Genomic DNA, 19,181 nt, shown 5'->3' with positions numbered 1-19,181 from the left:
TGCGGGTCTCTTTTTATGCAAGCGATGCGAGAGAGGAGGGTGGCGGTTATGTCAGAACATTCACAGAGGGTGACTCCCGCCCAGCGCAAGTGGCTGCCCCTGCTGGCAGCGGTCGGTTTCTTTATGCAGGCGCTGGATGGCACCATCCTCAACACCGCCCTGCCCAGCATGGCCGAAACCTTGGGGGAGAGCCCGCTGCAGATGCAGTCGGTGATCATCGCCTACATGCTGACGGTGGCACTGCTGATCCCGGCCTCCGGCTGGCTGGCGGACAGGTTCGGTACCCGCCGCATCTATCTGGCCGCCATCTCGCTCTTCACGCTCGGCTCGCTCGCCTGCGCCGCCTCCAACTCCCTTCCCATGTTGGTGGCGGCCCGTGTGTTGCAGGGGATTGGCGGCGCTCTGCTGATGCCGGTGGGGCGGTTGGCGGTGCTGCGGGTCTATGACAAGCACGAGCTGTTGCGGGTGATGTCGTTTGTCACCATCCCGGGGCTGCTCGGCCCGCTGATGGGGCCGGCGCTCGGTGGCTGGCTGGTGGAAGTGGCGAGCTGGCATTGGGTATTTCTTATCAACCTGCCGGTGGGGCTGCTCGGCTTTATCGCCAGCTGGCACTTTATGCCGGAGCTGCGGCAGCAGATTGCCCGGTTCGACTGGCAAGGGTTCGTGATGTTCAGTGTCGGCATGGTGCTGGTGTCGGTCGGTTTGCAAGGGCTGGGGGAGCACAGCATCGCTACCGGTTGGGCGCTGTTTGCGCTGATCTTCGGGCTGGCGGCGATGGCGAGTTACTGGCTCTATGCTGCCAATGCGGAGCAGCCGCTCTTTAGCTTGAAGCTGTTCAAAACATCCAGCTTCGCCATCGGCATCTGGGGCAACCTGTTTGCCCGCCTCGGCAGCGGTTCCATGCCATTTCTCACCCCGCTCTTCTTGCAACTGGGGCTCGGCTTCTCGCCGAGCAAGGCGGGGATGACCATGATCCCCACAGTGATTGGCGCCATGCTGACCAAGACGCTGGTGAACAAGCTTATCCCCAAGGTGGGCTATCGCCGCATTCTGATCGGCAACACTTTGGCTCTGGGCGCCATGATCGCCAGTTTCTACTTTATCGACAACCAGCTCCCCTACGGGGTCTTGCTGGGCTGGCTGGCAATCTTTGGCGCCATCAACTCGCTGCAGTTCTCCGCCATGAACACTCTCACGCTACAAGATCTCAGCCCGACCCTGGCCAGCAGTGGCAACGGTCTGCTCTCGGTGGTGATGCAGCTCTCCATGAGTTTGGGGGTGGCGATTGCCGCCAGCCTGCTGGGGCTCTTCTCGGCAGGCACCTCAGCGGCAAACGGTCAGTGGCTGGCCGGGTTCCACCTTACCTACCTCTGTGTCGGGCTGCTCTCCATGCTGGCGGCGTTGATCTTCGCCCAGCTGGCGCGCGATGGCGCTACGCCGTCGGCGCGGGCAGATAGCTGACTTCGCAGGGGAGCTGCGCCAGCACTTCCGCCAGATGCTCGGTCGCCAGCAGAAAGGTCTGCTCCGGGTGGCCCGGGGTCCAGGTGAAGGCGGCGTGGCTGAGCAGTTGCGGATCCACCAGTAGCGGAATATCGGCGCGCGGCAGGAAGGGACAGACCGCCCCCGGCAGACAGCCGATCGCCGTCTGCATCTCCTCGGCGGTACAGATGAAGGGCTTGGCACCGAGCGCAGCTTTGACCGCCTTGTTGTCGAGTCGGCCATCCCTGTGGGTCAGCAGCAGGGCGAAGCGGCCATCCTTGAACTTGAGAAACAGGGTCTTGCTGAACTCCGCCTGCCAGCCGAGGCTGGCCTTGACCCGTTCGTCGGTGGCGTAGTCTAGGATCGGCTCGTGCTCATAGCGCTGGTGGGGCAGTTCGGCCAGCAGCTGGCAGTTGAAGTGGTGAATGGTATCGAGTGGCATGGGGTTCTCCTGTAGTGGGCGCTATCCTGCCAGCCTCGCAGGGCCGGGCCCTCTTATTTCGCTATAAACGACAAGGGCGCCGTGAGGCGCCCTTGTCGATCAGTGATGCTGCAGTTCGCACGCTTCCCAGTGAAAGGGAATGGGGCACAGCTGCTGGGAGGCCTTGTCATAGGACTGCCACAGCTCGCCCATGGTGCGGCCATCGACGGGGTGGCGCAGCGCGGGGGCCAGCTCGGCCAGCGGCCACAGCACGAAGGCGTTGGTGAGCACTTCACCGCGCGGCAGCACCAGCGGGGTGTCGCAGACCAGCTCGCCATAGAGCAGCAGATCGAGATCCAGGGTGCGCGGGGCGAACTTCTTGGCATCCGGCTCGCGGCCGTGGGCGAACTCCATGGCCCGCAGTCGCTGGCAGACGGTGGCCAGCGGCAGGTCGGTCTCGGCAGCCGCTACCAGGTTGTAGAAGGGGCGGCCGTTGAAGCCAACCGCCTCGCTCTCGAATACCCGGGAGACTCGCAGCTCGCCAAATTCGGCGTGCAGGGCATCGAGTCCGGCGCGGATATGGCGATCCCGCTCGATGTTGGAACCCAGGCTGATATAGATGGTGGTCATCAGTTGCTGCTCGCGGCCGGGGTACGATGGCGCAGGATCTCGACGCCGACACCAGCGGCATTGGGGACGGCGCCCGGTTTGGTGAGGGTCACCTTGACCCACTGCACCCGCTCGTCATCCAGCACCAGCATGGCGACCTGTTCGGCCATGGTCTCGACCAGCTCGACCACCTTGCCGGTGACATGCTCACAAATCTTGTTGGAGAGGTCGGCATAATCCAATGCCAGCTTGATATCGTCAGTTGCTGCTGCGGGGCGGTTGTCGAACCCCATCTCGAGGTCAAAGCGAAGCTTCTGGCGAATGCCCTTCTCCCACTCATATACACCGATAGTGGTCAAAACCTCGAGTCCGCGAATAAACACCTTGTCCATGACTGTACTTCTTCTTTACTCTTGATGGGCTGTGATAACAGCGCAGGGATGCTGGCCGGGCAACAGGCTTGCCGGCGCGCTCAGGTTGGGCAAGGACCCATGCCAGCGTGTGTGGCGGCATCATACCCCATTCATATCGTGGTAAAAACGACCAAGATGACGGCCCTGACGATTTTGATGATTATTCTGGCCTACCTGGGTGGTTCACTATCCAGTGCTGTGCTGGTCTCCCGTTGTAGCGGTCTGCCCGACCCGCGGGATCATGGCTCCCACAATCCGGGGGCAACCAATGTGCTGCGCCTCGGTGGTCGAGTTGCTGCGCTGGTGGTGCTGCTGCTCGATGTGCTCAAGGGCACGGTGCCCGTCTATCTCGCCTGGTATCTGCAAATCAAACCCGTCTACCTCGGCTTTATCGGGGTCGCCGCCTGCCTTGGTCATATGTATCCCCTCTTCTTTCACTTTCGCGGCGGCAAGGGAGTGGCCACGGCACTGGGTACCATGATGCCGCTCGGCTTTACCATGGGAGGCGCCGTTATCGGCACCTGGCTGCTGGTGCTGCTGGTCAGCGGCTACTCCTCGCTGGCCTCGATCATCACGGTGTTACTGAGTCCGCTCTTTACCTACCTGCTCAAACCTGAGTACACCCTGCCGGTCTCTTTGCTCTCTTGCCTCATTCTGATCCGCCATCACGAGAACATCTCCCGCCTGTTAAAGGGGGAGGAACCCCGACTATGGGGGCGAAAATCCGGCAACTGCGCCGAGGAAGTGGCAAAAATGAGCGATGTTGCGCAAAAAAAAGACGAACGAAACAAAAAGTGAAATTTCCCGTTGACCATCAGCCTTAAAATCCGTTTAATAGCGCCCACGCCCAGATAGCTCAGTCGGTAGAGCAGGGGATTGAAAATCCCCGTGTCGGCGGTTCGATTCCGTCTCTGGGCACCAAGATTTGGTGCCATGAAATAAAAATTTGTTCATGCACAATAGTTTAAAGTGTGCCGGCTTAGCTCAGTAGGCAGAGCAACTGACTTGTAATCAGTAGGTCACCAGTTCGATTCCGGTAGCCGGCACCATTTATAGATTTGCCCAGATAGCTCAGTCGGTAGAGCAGGGGATTGAAAATCCCCGTGTCGGCGGTTCGATTCCGTCTCTGGGCACCAAGTACAATTCCTCCTTAGTTCAGTCGGTAGAACGGCGGACTGTTAATCCGTATGTCACTGGTTCAAGTCCAGTAGGAGGAGCCATTTAAAAAGCCCTTGTCGCAAGACAAGGGCTTTTTTTTATTGGGCCAAGCCCGTTTATAACCATAAAAACAACCACACACGCACAGATGAACCGCAGGATAGATATGGAAAATCATGTAGTTATAGAGTCAAAGGGGCGACTTGCCGCCATTCGGGACTGGCTGGAACCCGTGCTGGTGCTGCTTATTCTCGGCAGCCTGTTCGGTTACCTCGGTAGCCAGATGGGTCTCTCGGCCATGGTCAACACCCTGTTCAATACCGCCCACCAGCTGTTGCTCAATACCGTGCTCTTTATCATGGGGATCACGGTGCTTTCCGGTGCCCTGAGCCAGCTGCTCAGCGAGTTCGGGGTGATCCGCCTGCTAGAGGTGCTGCTGGCCCCCCTGATGAAGCCGGTGTTCCGTTTGCCGGGTCGCACCGCGCTGGCTGCCCTGATGACCTTCTTCTCCGACAACCCGGCGGTGATCAGCCTCGCCAAGGACAGCCGCTTTCGCAAAGGCTTCACCCCCTGGCAGCTGGTGTCGCTCACCAACTTCGGCACCGCCTTTGGCATGGGGCTGATCGTGGTGACCTTTATGGCCACTCTGCAACTGCCGAGCGGTGAATCCACTGCCAGTGCGGCGCTGATCGGCCTGCTCGGCGCACTGGTTGGCTCGGTGGTCTCTACCCGACTGATGCAGCGGATGATCCGCCCCTTAGTGGGGGAAGTACTGATCGATGACCAGCCTGCAGGCAACGGCCCCAAAGTAGGGGTGACCAAAGAGGCCGCTCCCGGCTGGCTGCGGATCCTCAACTCACTGCTCGATGGCGGCAAATCCGGCGTGGAGCTGGGGATGGCGGTGATCCCCGGGGTGCTGATCATCAGTACCTTCGTGATGCTGTTGACCTTCGGCCCGGGCGACAAGGGGTATACCGGCGAAGCGTTTCAGGGAGTTGCCCTGCTGCCGGTGCTGGCTGCCAAGGTGAGCTGGCTGTTTGACCTGCTGTTTGGTTTCAAGCAGCCGGAGCTGGTCGCCTTCCCGGCCACCTCGCTCGGTGCGGTCGGTGCCGCCATGTCGCTGGTGCCGCCCTTTATTGCCAAGGGGTGGATCACTGGTAACGAGGTCGCGGTGTTTACCGCCATGGGGATGTGCTGGAGCGGCTTTTTGAGCACCCACACCGCCATGCTGGATGCCCTCGGCTATCGCCACCTCACCTCCCGCGCCATCGTTGCCCACACCATCGGCGGCTTGAGTGCCGGTGTGGCGGCGCACCAGCTCTATATGCTGCTGGGCTGAGTAGAGTGAAAGAGAGAGGGGCGCTGCGGCGCCCCTCTCTGTATCTGCTGACGAAACTCGTCTGGTCTCCGGTTTATTCGATATGGCCGATGAGGCACTGCGTGATCACCGCCTCCGGCATCATCTCCCGCAGTCCTGCAATCAGCCTATCTCCTGCCTCTTGCAAGACGGCAAGCGGCATTTCGGGCAGGCTCTCCAGAATGAACCACATCTGGCTCGAATCGATACTTAGTCGGGTACGCACACCCTGCCGCCAGTTCCAGCGTCGACAGGTGACCCCCTTGTCATCCCGCCAGACCACCTCGCCGGGCTCAACCGGTTCGTGGGCGGGCTCGCCCCCTTTCATGGTATCGAACTGCTCGCTGCCATCGGCCACCACCAGTCGCGGTTGCCCTTCATAAGCAAGCAGGTTTTCGCCCCCGACCGGAATGGCATAGCGAATGCTGATGGCGTTGTAGAGATCGACCACGGGGTCGATGGCCGGCAGGTTGCCATCGCGGGCGACCCGTTTTCTCAGGGCTTCGACGGAGCAGGGAGTCCGCTGCGGCTTGGCGCCGAACTTTCTGAACAGCTCGCCCCAAGCGGCGAGGTGTGCCTCTGCCCACGGCACATCGGCGGTCAGCATGGCGCTGCAGGCTTCATCAAGGGCGCGCGCTCCCACGTTCGGGTCAACCACGGCGGCGGCCTGCACCGTGATGCTCAGGGCGCGAAAGCCGGGGGCCAGTTGGCTGACTTCGGGGGAGATATGGGGGGTAATCAGGGACATAACGACTCCAGAATCGAAAGAGGCAGGGGGAGGGCGGCTGTCGACCAGCATAGCGGCAACGGCAAATTCGGTTTGAGAGCCATCATGCGTGAATATGTTAAATAAGAAAATTTACATAATCTTAATAGTCATAAGCTTCATGAATGAAAAATGGCGTAATCGAGGGGCTGGCGGGAGTGGAGGATAAGGAAATTCCGTCGCTTCCGGTTTGCTCCGGCAATGCCCTTTGCCGCGCTGATCCGTAGCGGCAGCCGCTGGCCGCCCGGCTCCCTCCTGATAGCCGCAGTTGTCATGCCCAAGCATGAGGCGGCCATTCAAATCGTTCGGCGGCTCAATGAGTTGGCTATGGTTGGCGTTTTTTTCTTCGTTCTGGCCCCGCTTATGCACATCTCTTTGCAACACCACCAAGGGCTGCCGTCGCGGAGAGATATCATGATCAGTACCCTGCTTCCCCTTGCCTCGATCGCCCTCAAGCTGGGCAGCCAGTTGCTCAGCAGCAGTAGCAAACCCCAGCCGGTGCAACAAACCGTGCAGGAGGATCGCCTGGCACCGACCGTCCAGAACCTGTTCCAGCGGCTCGGCATCAAGGATGCCGACAACGAGCAAAATCGCCCGGCCATCAACCACTTTATGGGGGAGTTGATGCAGACCCTGGGGCAGGAGAATGGCAGTCAATCCCTCCCTGCCGCCATCGACAGCGCTCGCAGCCAGCTGGCCAACGGCACCCAGAGCACCCGCTTTGATGCGCTGCAACGCGAGCTCAATACTCTCAAGGATTCCTTCGGTGCCAGCAATCTCAACCTCGATCAGCTGCTCGGTGCCTTTAAACAGACCCTGCCCAATGGCAAGGGGGAGGGGGTTGGCAAGCTGCTCAATGCCAGCGCCTGAACGGCGGTGAGCAATAAAAAACGGCAACCAATGATTGTCATGTTGCGTTTTATTTCGGGTGGCAATTTCTGTGGATTAACCCGCTCGCTTAACCAGCGGGCTTCTGCTGTGCTCTGAGTTTTGTCTTATTGAAATAAGTTATCTCAGGTTGCCTTTTTCGCTAGCCAAACTAGATGATGTTCTTGGTCACTTTCTTTTAGTAAAAGTTTAAAACCGTATTTTTTAAGTAGCACTTCGTAAGCTACTGGAGCCAAGCTATAGAAATGCAGCTCTTGATTTAACATATTACTGTCGGTGCCTTGATAGTCACTGTCACCACTTGTGAACTGAACAACCCCACCCGGCTTTAACCACTTTTCAAAACGTGAAATCATGAGTTCATGATCATTCTGAGGGAGGTGAAACAGACACCACCATTCAACAATAGCATCAACATGCTCATTGAATGGCGTAAAACGCACATCGCCATAAATACCACGCATCTTCGGACATTTTTTTTTGGCGATATTTAGCAGCTCTCGTGAACCATCAATGCCTGTGACCTGAAAACCTTTTTCAACCAAGTAGTTGGCAATCGGAAAACCGGAGCCACAACCGACATCTAAAATATGTGCACCTGCATGAATATTATTTATTAACAGATCAATGTATTTTTCCTCCGTATAAAAAGAATCTCTCATTTCAGCGAAGCCTTCCGCAATTATATCGTAAGACAGCCCTTGATTGCTCAGTATCATCATGCTCTCATTATTTTTCGCTGGTCAACATTTCACTCTGTCGAGAGTGTAACATTATTGATATTTACCCAGAATAATGAACTGTGAAAAAACGGCAACCTCGGTTGCCGTTTTGCTTTCTATTTCGAGTGACAGGTCCCGCGAATTAACCCGCCCGTTTTGCCAGCCATTGCTCGGCGGCGGTCAGGGCTACCTCTACCTGCTCGCGGGCGACGCCGCCTTTGGCAACCCGCTTGGCTAGGGTCGCTTCCAGCTCCAGATTGGGGTAGACGTCTGCACCAATCACCGGGCTAAAGCGCTGGAACTCGGGCAGCGAGAGATCTTCCAGCGGCTTCTTCGCGCCAATGGCATAGACCACAACCTCGCCAACGATATGGTGCGCCTCGCGGAAGGGTATCCCTTTGGCCACCAGATAGTCCGCCAGCTCGGTGGCGTTGGCGTAGCCGCCCTGCGCCGCCGCCATGGTGCGCTCACCATTCACCTTCAGATCGATCAGCACCAGCGCCGCCATATCGAGGCAGTCGTGCCAGGTGTCGAGGGCATCGAACAGCCCCTCTTTGTCTTCCTGCATGTCCTTGTTGTAGGCCAGCGGCAGCGCCTTGAGGCTCATCAGCATGCCCATCTGGGCGCCCACCACCCGGCCGGTCTTGCCGCGGATCAGCTCCAGCGCATCGGGGTTTTTCTTCTGCGGCATCAGGGAGGAACCCGAGGTGACCGCATCGGAGAGTTCAACAAAGCCCGCTTCGCCGGTGTTGTAGAAGATAAGGTCTTCGGCAAAGCGCGACAGGTGGGTCATGGAGAGGGACGCCACATGCATCAGCTCCACCACGTGATCCCGATCGGAGACTGAATCCAGACTGTTGCGGGTGGCGCCGCTAAAGCCCATGTCGAGCGCCAGTGCTTCACGGTCGATGGCGTAGGCTGTGCCCGCCAACGCGCCGCAGCCGAGCGGGCTGGTATCGAGCCGTTTCAGAGTATCCTGCAGACGGGAGTAGTCCCGCTCCAGCATCTCCACATAGGCCAGCGCCCAGTGGGCGAAGGTGACCGGTTGGGCGCGCTGCAGGTGGGTGTAACCGGGCAGCACCGCAGCCTGATTGGCACGGGCGGAGGCGACCAGCCCCTGCTGCAGGGCAGTGATGGAGCCGAGCAACAGCTCGCCCTGTGCCTTGCACCAGAGTTTCAGGTCGGTGGCGACCTGATCGTTGCGCGAGCGACCGGTGTGCAGCTTCTTGCCGAGATCGCCGGCGGCGGCTATGAGCTGGCTCTCGACCCAGGAGTGGATATCTTCGGCGTCCGAATTGAGGATCTGCTGGGGATCCTGCTGTACCGAGGCGAGCAGTACCTCCATCGCCTGTTGCAGTTTGCCCTGCTCGTCGGCGGTCAACACGCCCACTTTCACCAGCGCCTTGGCCCAGGCCATGGAGCCCTGAATATCCTGCTCCGCCAAGCGGTAATCGAACCGCAGCGAATCGTTGAACTGCTTGAACCGGCTATCGGCTCCTTGACTGAAGCGTCCACCCCAAAGTGCCATACTGCTCTCCTTGAATGCGTTGTCGGTAGGCGTTTGCGCCTGCCGTACTCGCGCGGCCCCTTGGCCTGCGCGCAGAAATCTTGCCCTGTATTTTTCTGCATAACCGTGCGGTGGTGAGGGATGCTGTTGCCGTTGAACACGTCACATCCAGCAACTGCGAACCGATCCCCTCTCCCTCCGGAAGAGGGCAATTCCCCCTCATCCCCAACCCTTCTCCCGCAAGGGGAGAAGGGAGCGGAACGCTGTTCTGTCGAACCATGCGGGATAACCTGTCAGCGCTAAATGGTTAGCCAGCCGTTGTTACATCTAATCCCTATCGGTTCCCTCTCCCTCAGGGAGAGGGTTAGGGTGAGGGGATTACTAAGCATTTTCCTCCCCTCATTCCCGACCCTTCTCCCCTTGTTTTTCAAGTAAGCGGGAGAAGGGAGATAAATATTTCAGCATCTGATTCAAACCGCCCCCGTTATCTCACAGAAGCGGCCCGGGCGCTGCCGCTCTTGTCACAGCTCATCGGTTATCCTTCCCCCGCTTACAGACGAGGGAATCAGGTTGCCGCTTATAAGTGAGGGGGCCAAGCCCCCTCACCGGTTTCTGCGGCTTGAAACCTCGAGGGTTAGCCGTGGGTGTGGTCGCCGCCGATGGCCTGATGCTGCTCCTTCATGGCACGGATCCGGCTGGCCAGGGTGTAGAGACGGATAAAGCCTTCGGCATGGCTCTGGTCATACACTTCGTCGGCGCCGAAGGTAGCGAAGTCTTCGGAGTAGAGGCTGTTCGGTGACTTCTTCTGCACCGCAGTGACCTGACCCTTGTACATCTTCAGAATGACTTCACCGTCGAGATCTTCGGCGATGGCGTTGGCAGAGGCGAGGATCGCCTTGCACAGCGGAGTGAACCAGCGACCGTCATAGACCAGATGGGAGAACTCAGCACCCAGCTTTTCCCGCCAGGCGCGGGTCGGGCGATCCAGAACCAGCTCTTCCACGGCGCGCAGCGCGGCGACCATCACGGTACCGCCCGGGGTTTCGTAGCAACCACGGGACTTCATCCCTACCATGCGGTTTTCGGTGATGTCGATGCGGCCTACGCCGTGCTTGCCAGCACGCTCGTTCAGGGTCATCAGGATCTGGTGCGGGCTGAGCGGCTGGTCATCAACGGCCACCACTTCACCCTGCGCCACGGTCAGCTTGACGTACTCCGGTTGATCCGGTGCCTGCTCGGCCGGTACGGTCCACTGCCAGACCGCTTCGGACGGCTCGTTCCAGGTGCTCTCAAGCTCGCCACCTTCGGTGGAGATGTGCCAGGCGTTGGCATCGCGGCTGTAGATCTTCTTCAAGGTTGCCTTGCAGGGGATGCCGCGGGTCTCCAGATAGGAGAGCAGATCTTCCCGGGAGCGCATGTCCCAGATCCGCCACGGGGCGATCACTTTCAGCTGGGGCGCCAGTGCGGCGACGGCCCCTTCGAAACGCACCTGATCGTTACCCTTGCCGGTACAGCCGTGGGAGATGGCATCGGCCCCTTCCGCCAGTGCTGCTTCTACCATCGCCTTGGCGATGATCGGGCGGGCCATGGAGGTGCCCAGCAGATAGGTGCCTTCGTAGACGGCGCCGGTCTTCAGGGTCGGGTAGACGTACTCTTTGACGAACTCTTCGCGCAGGTCTTGGACGATGCACTTGGTGGCGCCGGAGGCGATCGCTTTCTGCTCGATCCCTTCCAGATCGTCACGCTCCTGACCGACGTCGGCGACGAAGGCAATGATTTCGGCGTCATAGTGCTCTTTCAGCCAGGGAATGATGGCCGAGGTATCCAGTCCACCCGAGTAAGCCAGTACGATCTTGTTGATTCCGCTCATGTTACTTCTCTCCGTGATGATTCGATGATGATTCAATAAAAGGGTCGTGATTCAGGTTGAGTGCCGCGTTACTTGCCACCCAGACTATTTATGTCCAAACAGGGTCAGCAACACGGCGTTCTGGATATGCATCCGGTTTTCGGCCTCGTCCATGATGAGGGAGGCGGGGCCATCCATCACCTGCGAGGTGATCTCCAGCTCCCGGTGAGCCGGTTGGCAGTGCAGCACGTGCGCAATGCCGGTGCGGTCGAGCAGGGCCTGATTGATCTGGTAAGGCATAAAGAGCTCGGTAACCTGCTCCATCGGGGTGCTGTCGCCCATGGAGACCCAGGTATCGGTGTAGGCCACGTCGAACCCTTCGATATCCGCCACGTCGTCGCTGATGTGGATGGTCGCCCCTGACTTAGCCGCCAGAGCCTGCGCCTGCAGGAAGATCTGGGTATCCGGGCCGTGGCCTTTAGGGCAGATGAGAGTCACATCGGTGCCCAGAGTCGCCCCCAGCAGCAGCAGAGAGTGGCTGACGTTGTTGCCATCACCGAGGTAGGCGAGTTTCACCTTCGACAGGTCGTCGTAGTGCTCGGCAATGGTCATAAAGTCGGCCAGCCCCTGACAGGGGTGGTAGAGGTTGCACAGGCTGTTCACTACCGGCACAGAGCCGTGCTCTGCCAGTGCGACCAAGGTCTGGTGGTCGAACACCCGGGCGACGATAGCATCACACCAGCGCGACAGGTTGGCGGCGAAATCCTTCACCGACTCCCGTTTGCCCAGCGCGCCGTTCTGTTGATCCAGATAGACGCTGTGGCCGCCCAGCCTGGCGATGCCGATGTCGAAGGTGACCCGGGTGCGCAGGGAGGGTTTCTCGAACAGGGTGACCACGCTCTTGCCTGCCAGCGCCTGGCTGTACTTCTTCGGGTCGGCCTTGACCGCTTTGCCCAGCGCAATCAACGCTTCAATCTGGGCTTTGTTCAGATCACTGTCTTTCAGAAGATGTTGCATCGGATGTTCCTTGTTCCGGTGGAGATCAAATAGCCACTTGGGTGCCGACCGCGCCGCCAGCCAGCAGCTTGAGCAGCTGATCCGGGTAGCGCCAGCTGGCGACACAGACCGGCTTGCCGAGTGTCTCTGCAGCGTGCAGGGCCGCTTCTACCTTGACCGCCATGCCATCGCGGATCACCCCTTTCTCCATCAGATCCAGTGCGGTCAGCTTGTCGAGCTGGGGCACCAGCTTGCCCTTGCCATCGAGGATGCCGCTCACGTCGGAGAGCATCACCAGATCGGCACCGAGCGCCTCGGCAATGGCGGTGGCCGCCTGATCCGCGTTGACGTTCATCAGTTGCCCCTCGGCGGTGATGCCGATGGAGCTCACCACCGGCAGGAAGCCCTGACCGAGGATCCCCGCCACCAGCGCCGGGTTGCCCGGTTTGCACTCGCCAACGGCACCGAGATCCGGGTCGAGCTGGGTCACCTGACACAGGCCGCCATCTGCCAGACAGAGCCCCACCGCCGGAATGCCGGTGGCAATCGCCTTGGCCATCATCTGCTTGTTGGCAGTGCCCGCCAGCGCCCCGGCAATAAAGGGGATCTGCTCGAACGGGGTCACCCGCAGGCCATTTTTCTTGGTGGAGGTGAGACCCAGCCCCTTGAGCAGGTCATCCACCAGACAGCCACCGCCGTGCACCAGCACCAGCGGACGGTGCTGATCGTCGAGAAAGGTTTTGAGGGTGGCGAACAGGGCGGTCAGCGCCTCGTCGTTCTCGATAAGGGCGCCGCCCAGCTTGATTACCAGAGTCTGTTTGTCCATATCTCTCAATCCTTCCTTAAGTCCTTAAATCAGGCCGGTGGCCGGTTCAAAACCAAATTTGATATTTATGCACTGCATGGCTTGCGAGGCGGCGCCCTTGAGCAGATTGTCGATGGCAGAGACCACCACCAGCATGTTGCCCTGCTGTTGCCAGGCAATATCGCAGTAAGGGGTGTTTGCCACGCCGCGGATGGAGGGCATCTGGCCGGTGAGGCGCACCAGCGGCTTGCCTTCGTAAGCCTTGAGGAAGGCCTGATCCACCTGGGTGGGGGTCACGCCGTCCGCCAGCTGCACATAGATGGTGGCCAGGATGCCGCGCACATAGTTGCCAAGGTGGGGCTGGAACAGCACCTCCTTGCCGAGGTGGTGGCTGATCTCCGGCTGGTGTCTGTGGTTGAAGGTGCCGTAAGGGTTGAGGCTCACTTCGCAGAAGCTGGTGTTGATGGCTGCCTTGCGACCGGCGCCGGAGACCCCGGAGACGGCGTTGATGATCGGCTGCCACCCCTTGGCAATCAGGCCATCCTGCTGCAGCGGCTTGAGAGCGCAGAGGGAGGCGGTCGGGTAGCAACCGGGCACGGCGATAAGCTGGGCGCTGGCGATGGCATCGGCGTTCCACTCGGCCAGACCATAGACGGCCTGATCCAGCCACTGCTCGCTGTCGTGGGTAAAACCGTAGAAGCTGTCGTAAAAGCCCTGATTCTTGACCCGAAAGGCGCCGGAGAGATCGAACACCGGCAGCCCCTTGGCGAGAAACTTGGGTGCCAGCTCGGCGCTCACCTCGTGGGCGGTGGCCAGCAGCACCAGATCGGCCTGGGTCAGGATCCGGGTCATGCCATCCTCGTCCAGCGGCAGCAGCGGCTGATCGAGGGCACCGACCCACTGTGGATGCAGGGAAGAGAAGCGCTTGTGGGCATCCTGACTGCCGGCGGAGACATAGAGGCCGAACAGTTTGAGTTGTGGGTGGTTCTGTACCAGTGCGGCCAGTTCGGCTCCCGCGTAGCCACTGGCACCGACGATAACGGTGTTAAGCATGTTGAATATTCCAAGTCAGAGTTCGAGATTCACAGCATGACGCTGCAGTGCATGGGGTTCATTCACCCCGGTGCACCGTCTTGATAAAACAAGTGCGGAGGGGCGATTCAGGCGGGTGTGTGTCGTCGGTTATAGATCAGGTGACAGAACATTAACTTTCCCTTACAACTAGAAGCCTTTGTTGATGAGCCAGATATTCAGGTAAAATTACAGAATATTCATGCACTCACTTTGCATTTGTATTTTCTAACAGAAACATTCCGGGGACGCAAGGAGGAGCTGATGGCCAATCTGGATTTTTTTTCACTTTATAAGAATATTATTGCGATTCCCTCTATCAGCAGCACGGATCCCAAGTGGGACCAGAGCAACGAGGCGGTGATCCGGCTGCTGGCCGACTGGTTCGGTCAGCTCGGTTTTCAGTGCGAGGTGACGGCGCTGCCTGATCTGCCGGGCAAGTTCAATCTGGTGGCGACGATCGGTCAGGGGGAGGGCGGTTTGCTGCTGGCGGGCCACACCGATACGGTGCCGTTCGATGAGGGGGGCTGGAGCAAGGATCCCTTCCAGGTGACCGAAGAGGGCAACCGTCTCTATGGCCTCGGCACCATCGATATGAAGGGCTTCTTCGCCTTTATCGTCGAAGCACTGAAAGAGATTGACCTCACCAAGCTCAGCAAGCCGCTGCGCATTCTCGCTACCGCCGACGAAGAGACCACCATGGCGGGGGCCCGCGCCATCGCTGCGGCGGCCGAGCTGAAACCCGACTACGCGGTGATTGGCGAGCCGACTGGGCTGGTGCCGGTGGTGGCCCACAAGGGGCACATGTCGGAGGCGATCCGCATTACCGGCAAGAGCGGCCACAGCTCGGATCCCGCCAATGGCGTCAACGCCATGGAGATCATGCACAAGGCGATGGGACAGGTGCTGCGTTTGCAGCAGGATCTGAAAGAGCGCTACGCCGACCACCGCTTTGCCGTGCCGCAGCCGACCCTGAACCTGGGTTACATTCAGGGCGGCGACAGCCCAAACCGCATCTGCGGCTGCTGCGAGCTGCATATCGACCTGCGACCCACCCCGCAGGTGGGGCCGGACGAGTTGATGGGGATGCTGAAAGAGGCGCTGTCGCCCATCGAGATCCATCAGCCGGGCTGCCTGCATCTGCAACATCTGCATGAACCCATTCCCGCCTACGCCTGCGCGGACGACTCTGTGCTGGTGCGCGAAGCTGAGAAGGCGAGCGGCCGCGCCGCCGAGTCGGTCAACTACTGCACCGAGGCGCCGTTTATCCAGCAGCTTGGCTGCCAGACCATAGTGATGGGCCCCGGTCATATCACCCAAGCGCACCAGCCGGATGAGTATCTGGACCTCTCGTTCGTCAAGCCGACCACCTCAGTGTTGCAGCACCTGATCAGACGTTTTTGCCTGTAGCGGCGGCGATGAAAGGGGCGTAAAAACTGTAAGTAAGTTACATAACAAGCCGGTTGTGGAGTGGTGATGGAAATACATGTTCTGAATCGGCCTGTTATTTGACCTTGCGCAGACAATCTGGGTAGATTGTCACCCTAAGATGACGGAGCATATGTTGTAATCGCACAACAATAAGTGAGGTCGTCTTGCACCCCGGATGGGTGTCAGGCACCAACAAGATAAGGATGTGGAATGAACGAAAAGTACGCCGCACTACGCGCCAACGTAGGTATGCTGGGTCAGCTGCTGGGTAAATCCATCAAGGATCATCAGGGTCAGGCCTTTCTCGACAAGATCGAAACCATTCGCCAATTGGCCAAGTCCTCCCGCAAGGGCAATGAATCAGACCGGGAACGTCTGCTCGATACCCTGCGTACCCTGAGTGATAGCGAGCTGCTGCCGGTGGCCCGCGCCTTCAGCCAGTTCCTCAATCTGGCCAACGTGGCGGAACAGTTCCACACCATCTCCCGTCGTTGCGAAGAGCAGGTCTGCACCCCGGATCCGCTGGAGCAGATGTTCGACAAACTGAAAGCCTCCAACCTGTCGCAAGAGGCCATCATTGCGGCCGTGCGCGAGCTGGATATCGATCTGGTGCTGACCGCTCACCCCACCGAGGTGACCCGTCGCACCCTGATCCACAAGCACGTGCAGCTCAACGACTGCCTCGAGGCGCTGGAGCTCTCTGACCTGCTGCCCCGCGAGCGGGACAAGATCCTCAATCGCATCGAGCAGCTGATCAATCAGGCGTGGCACACCAACGAGATCCGCGAACAGCGCCCGACTCCGGTGGACGAGGCCAAGTGGGGCTTCGCTGTGGTGGAGAACAGCCTGTGGCCGGCCATCCCCGAATTCATGCGCAATCTGGACGAGCGTCTGCAACACCATCTGGGTGTGCGGTTGCCGCTGGATGCCGCGCCGGTCAAGTTCACCTCCTGGATGGGCGGTGACCGCGACGGCAACCCCTTCGTCACCGCCAAGGTGACTGCCGAAGTGCTGGAGCTGGGCCGCTGGATGGCGGTGAGCCTGTTCTACAAAGACATCAAGGAGCTCACCTCCGAGCTCTCCATGTCCGACTGTACCGACGCCGTGCGCGCCCGGGTTGGCGATCACCCCGAGCCCTACCGTGCGCTGGTGCGCGAGCTGCGTGAAGCGCTGCGCGAAACCAAAGAGCACCTCACCGCCAAGGTGCAGGGTCAGGTGAGCGAGAGCCAGGATCTGGTCAAGACCACCGCCCAGCTGCGCGAGCCGCTGGAGCTCTGCTACCACTCATTGCATGCCTGCGGCATGGGCAACATCGCCGACGGCATGCTGCTGGACGTGCTGCGCAAGGTCGCCTGTTTCGGCATCCATCTGGTCAAGCTCGATATCCGTCAGGATGGCGAGCGCCACGGGCTGGTCTTCTCCGAGCTGACCCGCTATCTGGGCATGGGTGACTACGCCGAGTGGAGCGAAGATGACAAGCAGGCCTTCCTGCTCAATGAGCTCAACTCCCGCCGTCCGCTTATTCCCCACGACTGGGAGCCGAGCGCCGAGGTACGCGAGACCCTGGATACCTGCCGGGTCATCGCCCAGTACGACCCCGATGCCTTTGGTATCTACATCATCTCCATGGCCGGTGCGCCGTCCGACGTGCTGTCGGTGCAACTGCTGCTCAAAGAGGCGGGCTGCAAGTTCCGCATGCCGGTCGCCCCGCTGTTTGAAACTCAGGATGACCTGATGGCAGGCACCGCCGTGATGGAGCGCCTGCTCTCGGTGGACTGGTATCGCGGTTACATTCAGGGCCGCCAGTACGTGATGATCGGCTACTCCGACTCCGCCAAGGATGCGGGCATGATGGCCGCTGGCTGGGCCCAGTACGCCGCCATGGAATCCTTGGTGGGGCTGGCCGAAGCCAACAATATCCGCCTCACCCTGTTCCATGGCCGTGGCGGTACCGTCGGTCGTGGTGGTGCGCCTGCCCATCAGGCCATCCTCTCCCAGCCGCCGGGATCCCTGCGCGGTGGTCTGCGTACCACCGAACAGGGGGAGATGATCCGCTTCAAGTTCGGCCTGCCGAAAGTGGCGATCAAGAGCCTGGAGCTCTACACCAGCGCCGTGCTGGAAGGGAACCTTTTGCCGCCGCCCAAGCCGAAAGAGTGCTGGCGCGAGGTGATGGAACAGCTGGCCGCCGACTCCTGCGAGCACTACCGCAGTATCGTGCGCGGTCATCCGGACTTCGTCCCTTACTTCCGTGCCGCCACCCCGGAGATGGAGCTTGGCAAGCTGCCGCTCGGTTCCCGTCCCTCCAAGCGCAAACCCAACGGTGGTGTCGAGAGCCTGCGCGCCATTCCATGGATCTTCGCCTGGACCCAAAACCGCCTGATGCTGCCAGCCTGGCTCGGTGCCCACAAGGCGCTGCAACAGGCCATCGACGGTGACAAGCTGGCGGTGCTGGAAGAGATGAGTGCCCAGTGGCCCTTCTTCCGCACTCGCCTTGAGATGCTGGAGATGGTGTTCCTCAAAGCGGACGCTTGGCTCGCCGAGTACTACGACACCCGTCTGGTGCCGCAGGAGCTGTGGGGCTTGGGTAAACAGCTGCGCCAGGAGCTCGCCGACTCCATCGAAGTGGTGCTGAAACTGAGCCCGCGCGGGGATCTGCTGGAAGATCAGCCGTGGATCAAGGAGTCCATCAAGCTGCGCAACCCCTACACCGACCCGCTCAACGTGCTGCAGGCTGAGCTGCTCAACCGCTCCCGTAACCAATCGGAGACCCTGCACCCCGAGCTGGACAAGGCGCTGATGGTCACCATCGCCGGCATTGCAGCAGGTATGCGCAACACCGGTTGATCGCCAGCCCAAGCCAGCAGGTTTCAGCGATATCCATCAAGCCAAAGGGCGCCGACAAGGCGCCCTTTGTTTTGTGTTGTTCGGCATAATTCGGACAGATGGGAACCTCGTCCCGATATGAGGTTGTATTTTGTAGGGTGCAATAAGCGCAGCGCATTGCACCACTCGAAAATGGTTTTTGCCTGATCTCGTCCTGTGTTTAATACGGCGAGCGGTGCAATTCACCTTGTTCATTGCACCCTACGTATTACCGGTGATGAGTACAGATTGCCCCTCCGGCTTGCATCCCCCGCCACGCAGGTGCAGACTGTTTGGCCTTGTTTTTATGCGATTCAATTCAAGGCAACCATTATGACTCCAGCCATCAACCTGCTGAAGAAGCTCAAGATCCCCCACAAGCTCTACCCCTACGAGTGCGAAGCTCACGACGATTTTGGCAAGCATGCCGCGACCCAGCTCGGGCTGCCGGAGGCGCAGGTGTTCAAGACTCTGGTCGCCCATCACGACAAGCAGGCGGTGGTGGCCATCGTTCCCTCATCCGGCATGTGCAGTCTGAAACAGCTGGCCAAGGCGACCGGTCTCAAGAAGGTGGAGATGATGAAACCGGCGGAAGCGGAGAAGCTGACCGGTTACAAGGTGGGTGGCATCAGCCCGCTGGCCCAGAAGAAATTGCTGCCCACCGTACTCGATGAGTCGGCGCTGCAGTTTGACGAGATCCTGGTGAGCGGCGGCAAGCGCGGCCTCTCGGTCGGGGTGGCGCCGCAGGATATGCTGACGCTGATGAAGTGGATCGCCGCCCCTATCGGTGAAGAGTGAGATGGGCGAGCAGTAAGAGGAGTCATGAGCAGAGCCACGCTACTGCTCA

General features: G+C 59.8%; 17 protein-coding genes and 4 tRNA genes. 11 read left to right on the top strand and 10 right to left on the bottom strand.

Annotated features, from left to right (window positions below; translation table 11 throughout):
• Window positions 1-48: 48 nt before the first annotated feature.
• A complete protein-coding gene (gene mdtD, locus CK911_RS14715) occupies window positions 49-1,461 on the top strand; it encodes a multidrug transporter subunit MdtD (protein WP_098970867.1) in 1,413 nt (470 codons plus the stop codon).
• Here mdtD and CK911_RS14710 read toward each other — a convergent pair.
• The 3 genes from CK911_RS14710 to folB form a co-directional block, all read right to left on the bottom strand.
• Window positions 1,433-1,921: a YbaK/EbsC family protein gene (locus CK911_RS14710; protein WP_098970865.1), complete on the bottom strand. Its 489-nt coding sequence runs from the start codon at window positions 1,919-1,921 to the stop codon at window positions 1,433-1,435. The genes mdtD and CK911_RS14710 overlap by 29 nt on opposite strands.
• Window positions 1,922-2,020: 99 nt before the next feature.
• The gene (gene folK, locus CK911_RS14705) at window positions 2,021-2,530 is read right to left on the bottom strand and encodes a 2-amino-4-hydroxy-6-hydroxymethyldihydropteridine diphosphokinase (RefSeq protein ID WP_098970863.1); all 510 of its coding nucleotides are present in this window, start codon (window positions 2,528-2,530) and stop codon (window positions 2,021-2,023) included.
• The gene (gene folB / locus CK911_RS14700) at window positions 2,530-2,901 is read right to left on the bottom strand and encodes a dihydroneopterin aldolase (protein WP_042019536.1); all 372 of its coding nucleotides are present in this window, start codon (window positions 2,899-2,901) and stop codon (window positions 2,530-2,532) included. Before folB ends, folK begins: the two co-directional genes overlap by 1 nt.
• Window positions 2,902-3,057: 156 nt before the next feature.
• On the opposite strand from folB, the gene plsY reads away from it, so the two are divergent.
• The 6 genes from plsY (at window position 3,058) to CK911_RS14670 (ending at window position 5,419) form a co-directional block, all read left to right on the top strand.
• On the top strand, window positions 3,058-3,720 hold the full coding sequence (plsY, locus tag CK911_RS14695; RefSeq protein WP_098970860.1) for a glycerol-3-phosphate 1-O-acyltransferase PlsY: 663 nt from the start codon (window positions 3,058-3,060) through the stop codon (window positions 3,718-3,720).
• A 47-nt stretch (window positions 3,721-3,767) separates the two neighbouring features.
• Window positions 3,768-3,843: transfer RNA gene (locus CK911_RS14690), tRNA-Phe, on the top strand.
• 52 nt (window positions 3,844-3,895) lie between these two features.
• Window positions 3,896-3,971: transfer RNA gene (locus tag CK911_RS14685), tRNA-Thr, on the top strand.
• A gap of 11 nt (window positions 3,972-3,982) precedes the next feature.
• Window positions 3,983-4,058, top strand: a tRNA-Phe gene (locus CK911_RS14680).
• An 8-nt stretch (window positions 4,059-4,066) separates the two neighbouring features.
• Window positions 4,067-4,142, top strand: a tRNA-Asn gene (locus CK911_RS14675).
• A gap of 104 nt (window positions 4,143-4,246) precedes the next feature.
• The gene (locus tag CK911_RS14670; protein ID WP_042019533.1) at window positions 4,247-5,419 is read left to right on the top strand and encodes a nucleoside recognition domain-containing protein; all 1,173 of its coding nucleotides are present in this window, start codon (window positions 4,247-4,249) and stop codon (window positions 5,417-5,419) included.
• 73 nt (window positions 5,420-5,492) lie between these two features.
• Here CK911_RS14670 and CK911_RS14665 read toward each other — a convergent pair whose 3' ends face one another.
• Window positions 5,493-6,185 carry a B3/4 domain-containing protein gene (locus CK911_RS14665; protein ID WP_098970858.1) on the bottom strand — a complete coding sequence of 231 codons (693 nt, stop codon included), beginning with the start codon at window positions 6,183-6,185 and terminating at the stop codon, window positions 5,493-5,495.
• A gap of 432 nt (window positions 6,186-6,617) precedes the next feature.
• Here CK911_RS14665 and CK911_RS14660 point away from each other — a divergent pair, with 432 nt between their 5' ends.
• On the top strand, window positions 6,618-7,073 hold the full coding sequence (locus CK911_RS14660; RefSeq protein ID WP_098972695.1) for a hypothetical protein: 456 nt from the start codon (window positions 6,618-6,620) through the stop codon (window positions 7,071-7,073).
• 143 nt (window positions 7,074-7,216) lie between these two features.
• On the opposite strand, the gene CK911_RS14655 is transcribed toward CK911_RS14660, so the two are convergent.
• The 6 genes from CK911_RS14655 to argC all read right to left on the bottom strand — a co-directional run bounded on the left by CK911_RS14655 (window position 7,217) and on the right by argC (window position 14,023).
• Window positions 7,217-7,813, bottom strand: a complete 597-nt coding sequence (locus tag CK911_RS14655; protein WP_098970856.1) for a trans-aconitate 2-methyltransferase — start codon at window positions 7,811-7,813, stop codon at window positions 7,217-7,219.
• Between the two features lie 142 nt (window positions 7,814-7,955).
• Window positions 7,956-9,341, bottom strand: coding sequence for an argininosuccinate lyase (argH, locus tag CK911_RS14650; RefSeq protein ID WP_098970854.1), 1,386 nt, complete (start codon window positions 9,339-9,341; stop codon window positions 7,956-7,958).
• 613 nt (window positions 9,342-9,954) lie between these two features.
• Complete coding sequence (locus tag CK911_RS14645) at window positions 9,955-11,190, bottom strand: argininosuccinate synthase (protein ID WP_098970852.1); 1,236 nt, start codon at window positions 11,188-11,190, stop codon at window positions 9,955-9,957.
• 84 nt (window positions 11,191-11,274) lie between these two features.
• Entirely contained in the window at window positions 11,275-12,186 is a 912-nt protein-coding gene (locus tag CK911_RS14640) for an ornithine carbamoyltransferase (protein ID WP_172954025.1), read from the bottom strand.
• Between the two features lie 25 nt (window positions 12,187-12,211).
• Window positions 12,212-12,991, bottom strand: coding sequence for an acetylglutamate kinase (argB, locus tag CK911_RS14635; RefSeq protein WP_005336097.1), 780 nt, complete (start codon window positions 12,989-12,991; stop codon window positions 12,212-12,214).
• Window positions 12,992-13,015: 24 nt separating this feature from the next.
• Window positions 13,016-14,023, bottom strand: a complete 1,008-nt coding sequence (gene argC / locus CK911_RS14630) for an N-acetyl-gamma-glutamyl-phosphate reductase (RefSeq protein WP_098970847.1) — start codon at window positions 14,021-14,023, stop codon at window positions 13,016-13,018.
• A gap of 282 nt (window positions 14,024-14,305) precedes the next feature.
• Between argC and argE the strand changes: the two genes are divergently transcribed.
• The 3 genes from argE (at window position 14,306) to ybaK (ending at window position 19,132) form a co-directional block, all read left to right on the top strand.
• The gene (argE, locus tag CK911_RS14625) at window positions 14,306-15,451 is read left to right on the top strand and encodes an acetylornithine deacetylase (protein ID WP_098970844.1); all 1,146 of its coding nucleotides are present in this window, start codon (window positions 14,306-14,308) and stop codon (window positions 15,449-15,451) included.
• 231 nt (window positions 15,452-15,682) lie between these two features.
• On the top strand, window positions 15,683-18,316 hold the full coding sequence (gene ppc / locus CK911_RS14620; protein WP_098970842.1) for a phosphoenolpyruvate carboxylase: 2,634 nt from the start codon (window positions 15,683-15,685) through the stop codon (window positions 18,314-18,316).
• A 351-nt stretch (window positions 18,317-18,667) separates the two neighbouring features.
• Window positions 18,668-19,132, top strand: a complete 465-nt coding sequence (ybaK, locus tag CK911_RS14615; protein ID WP_005336092.1) for a Cys-tRNA(Pro) deacylase — start codon at window positions 18,668-18,670, stop codon at window positions 19,130-19,132.
• Window positions 19,133-19,181: the final 49 nt, after the last annotated feature.

The sequence above is a fragment of the Aeromonas sp. CU5 genome (assembly GCF_002586745.1).
Taxonomy (GTDB): Bacteria; Pseudomonadota; Gammaproteobacteria; order Enterobacterales; family Aeromonadaceae; genus Aeromonas; species Aeromonas sobria.
This window is presented reverse-complemented; position numbering and strand designations above follow the sequence as displayed.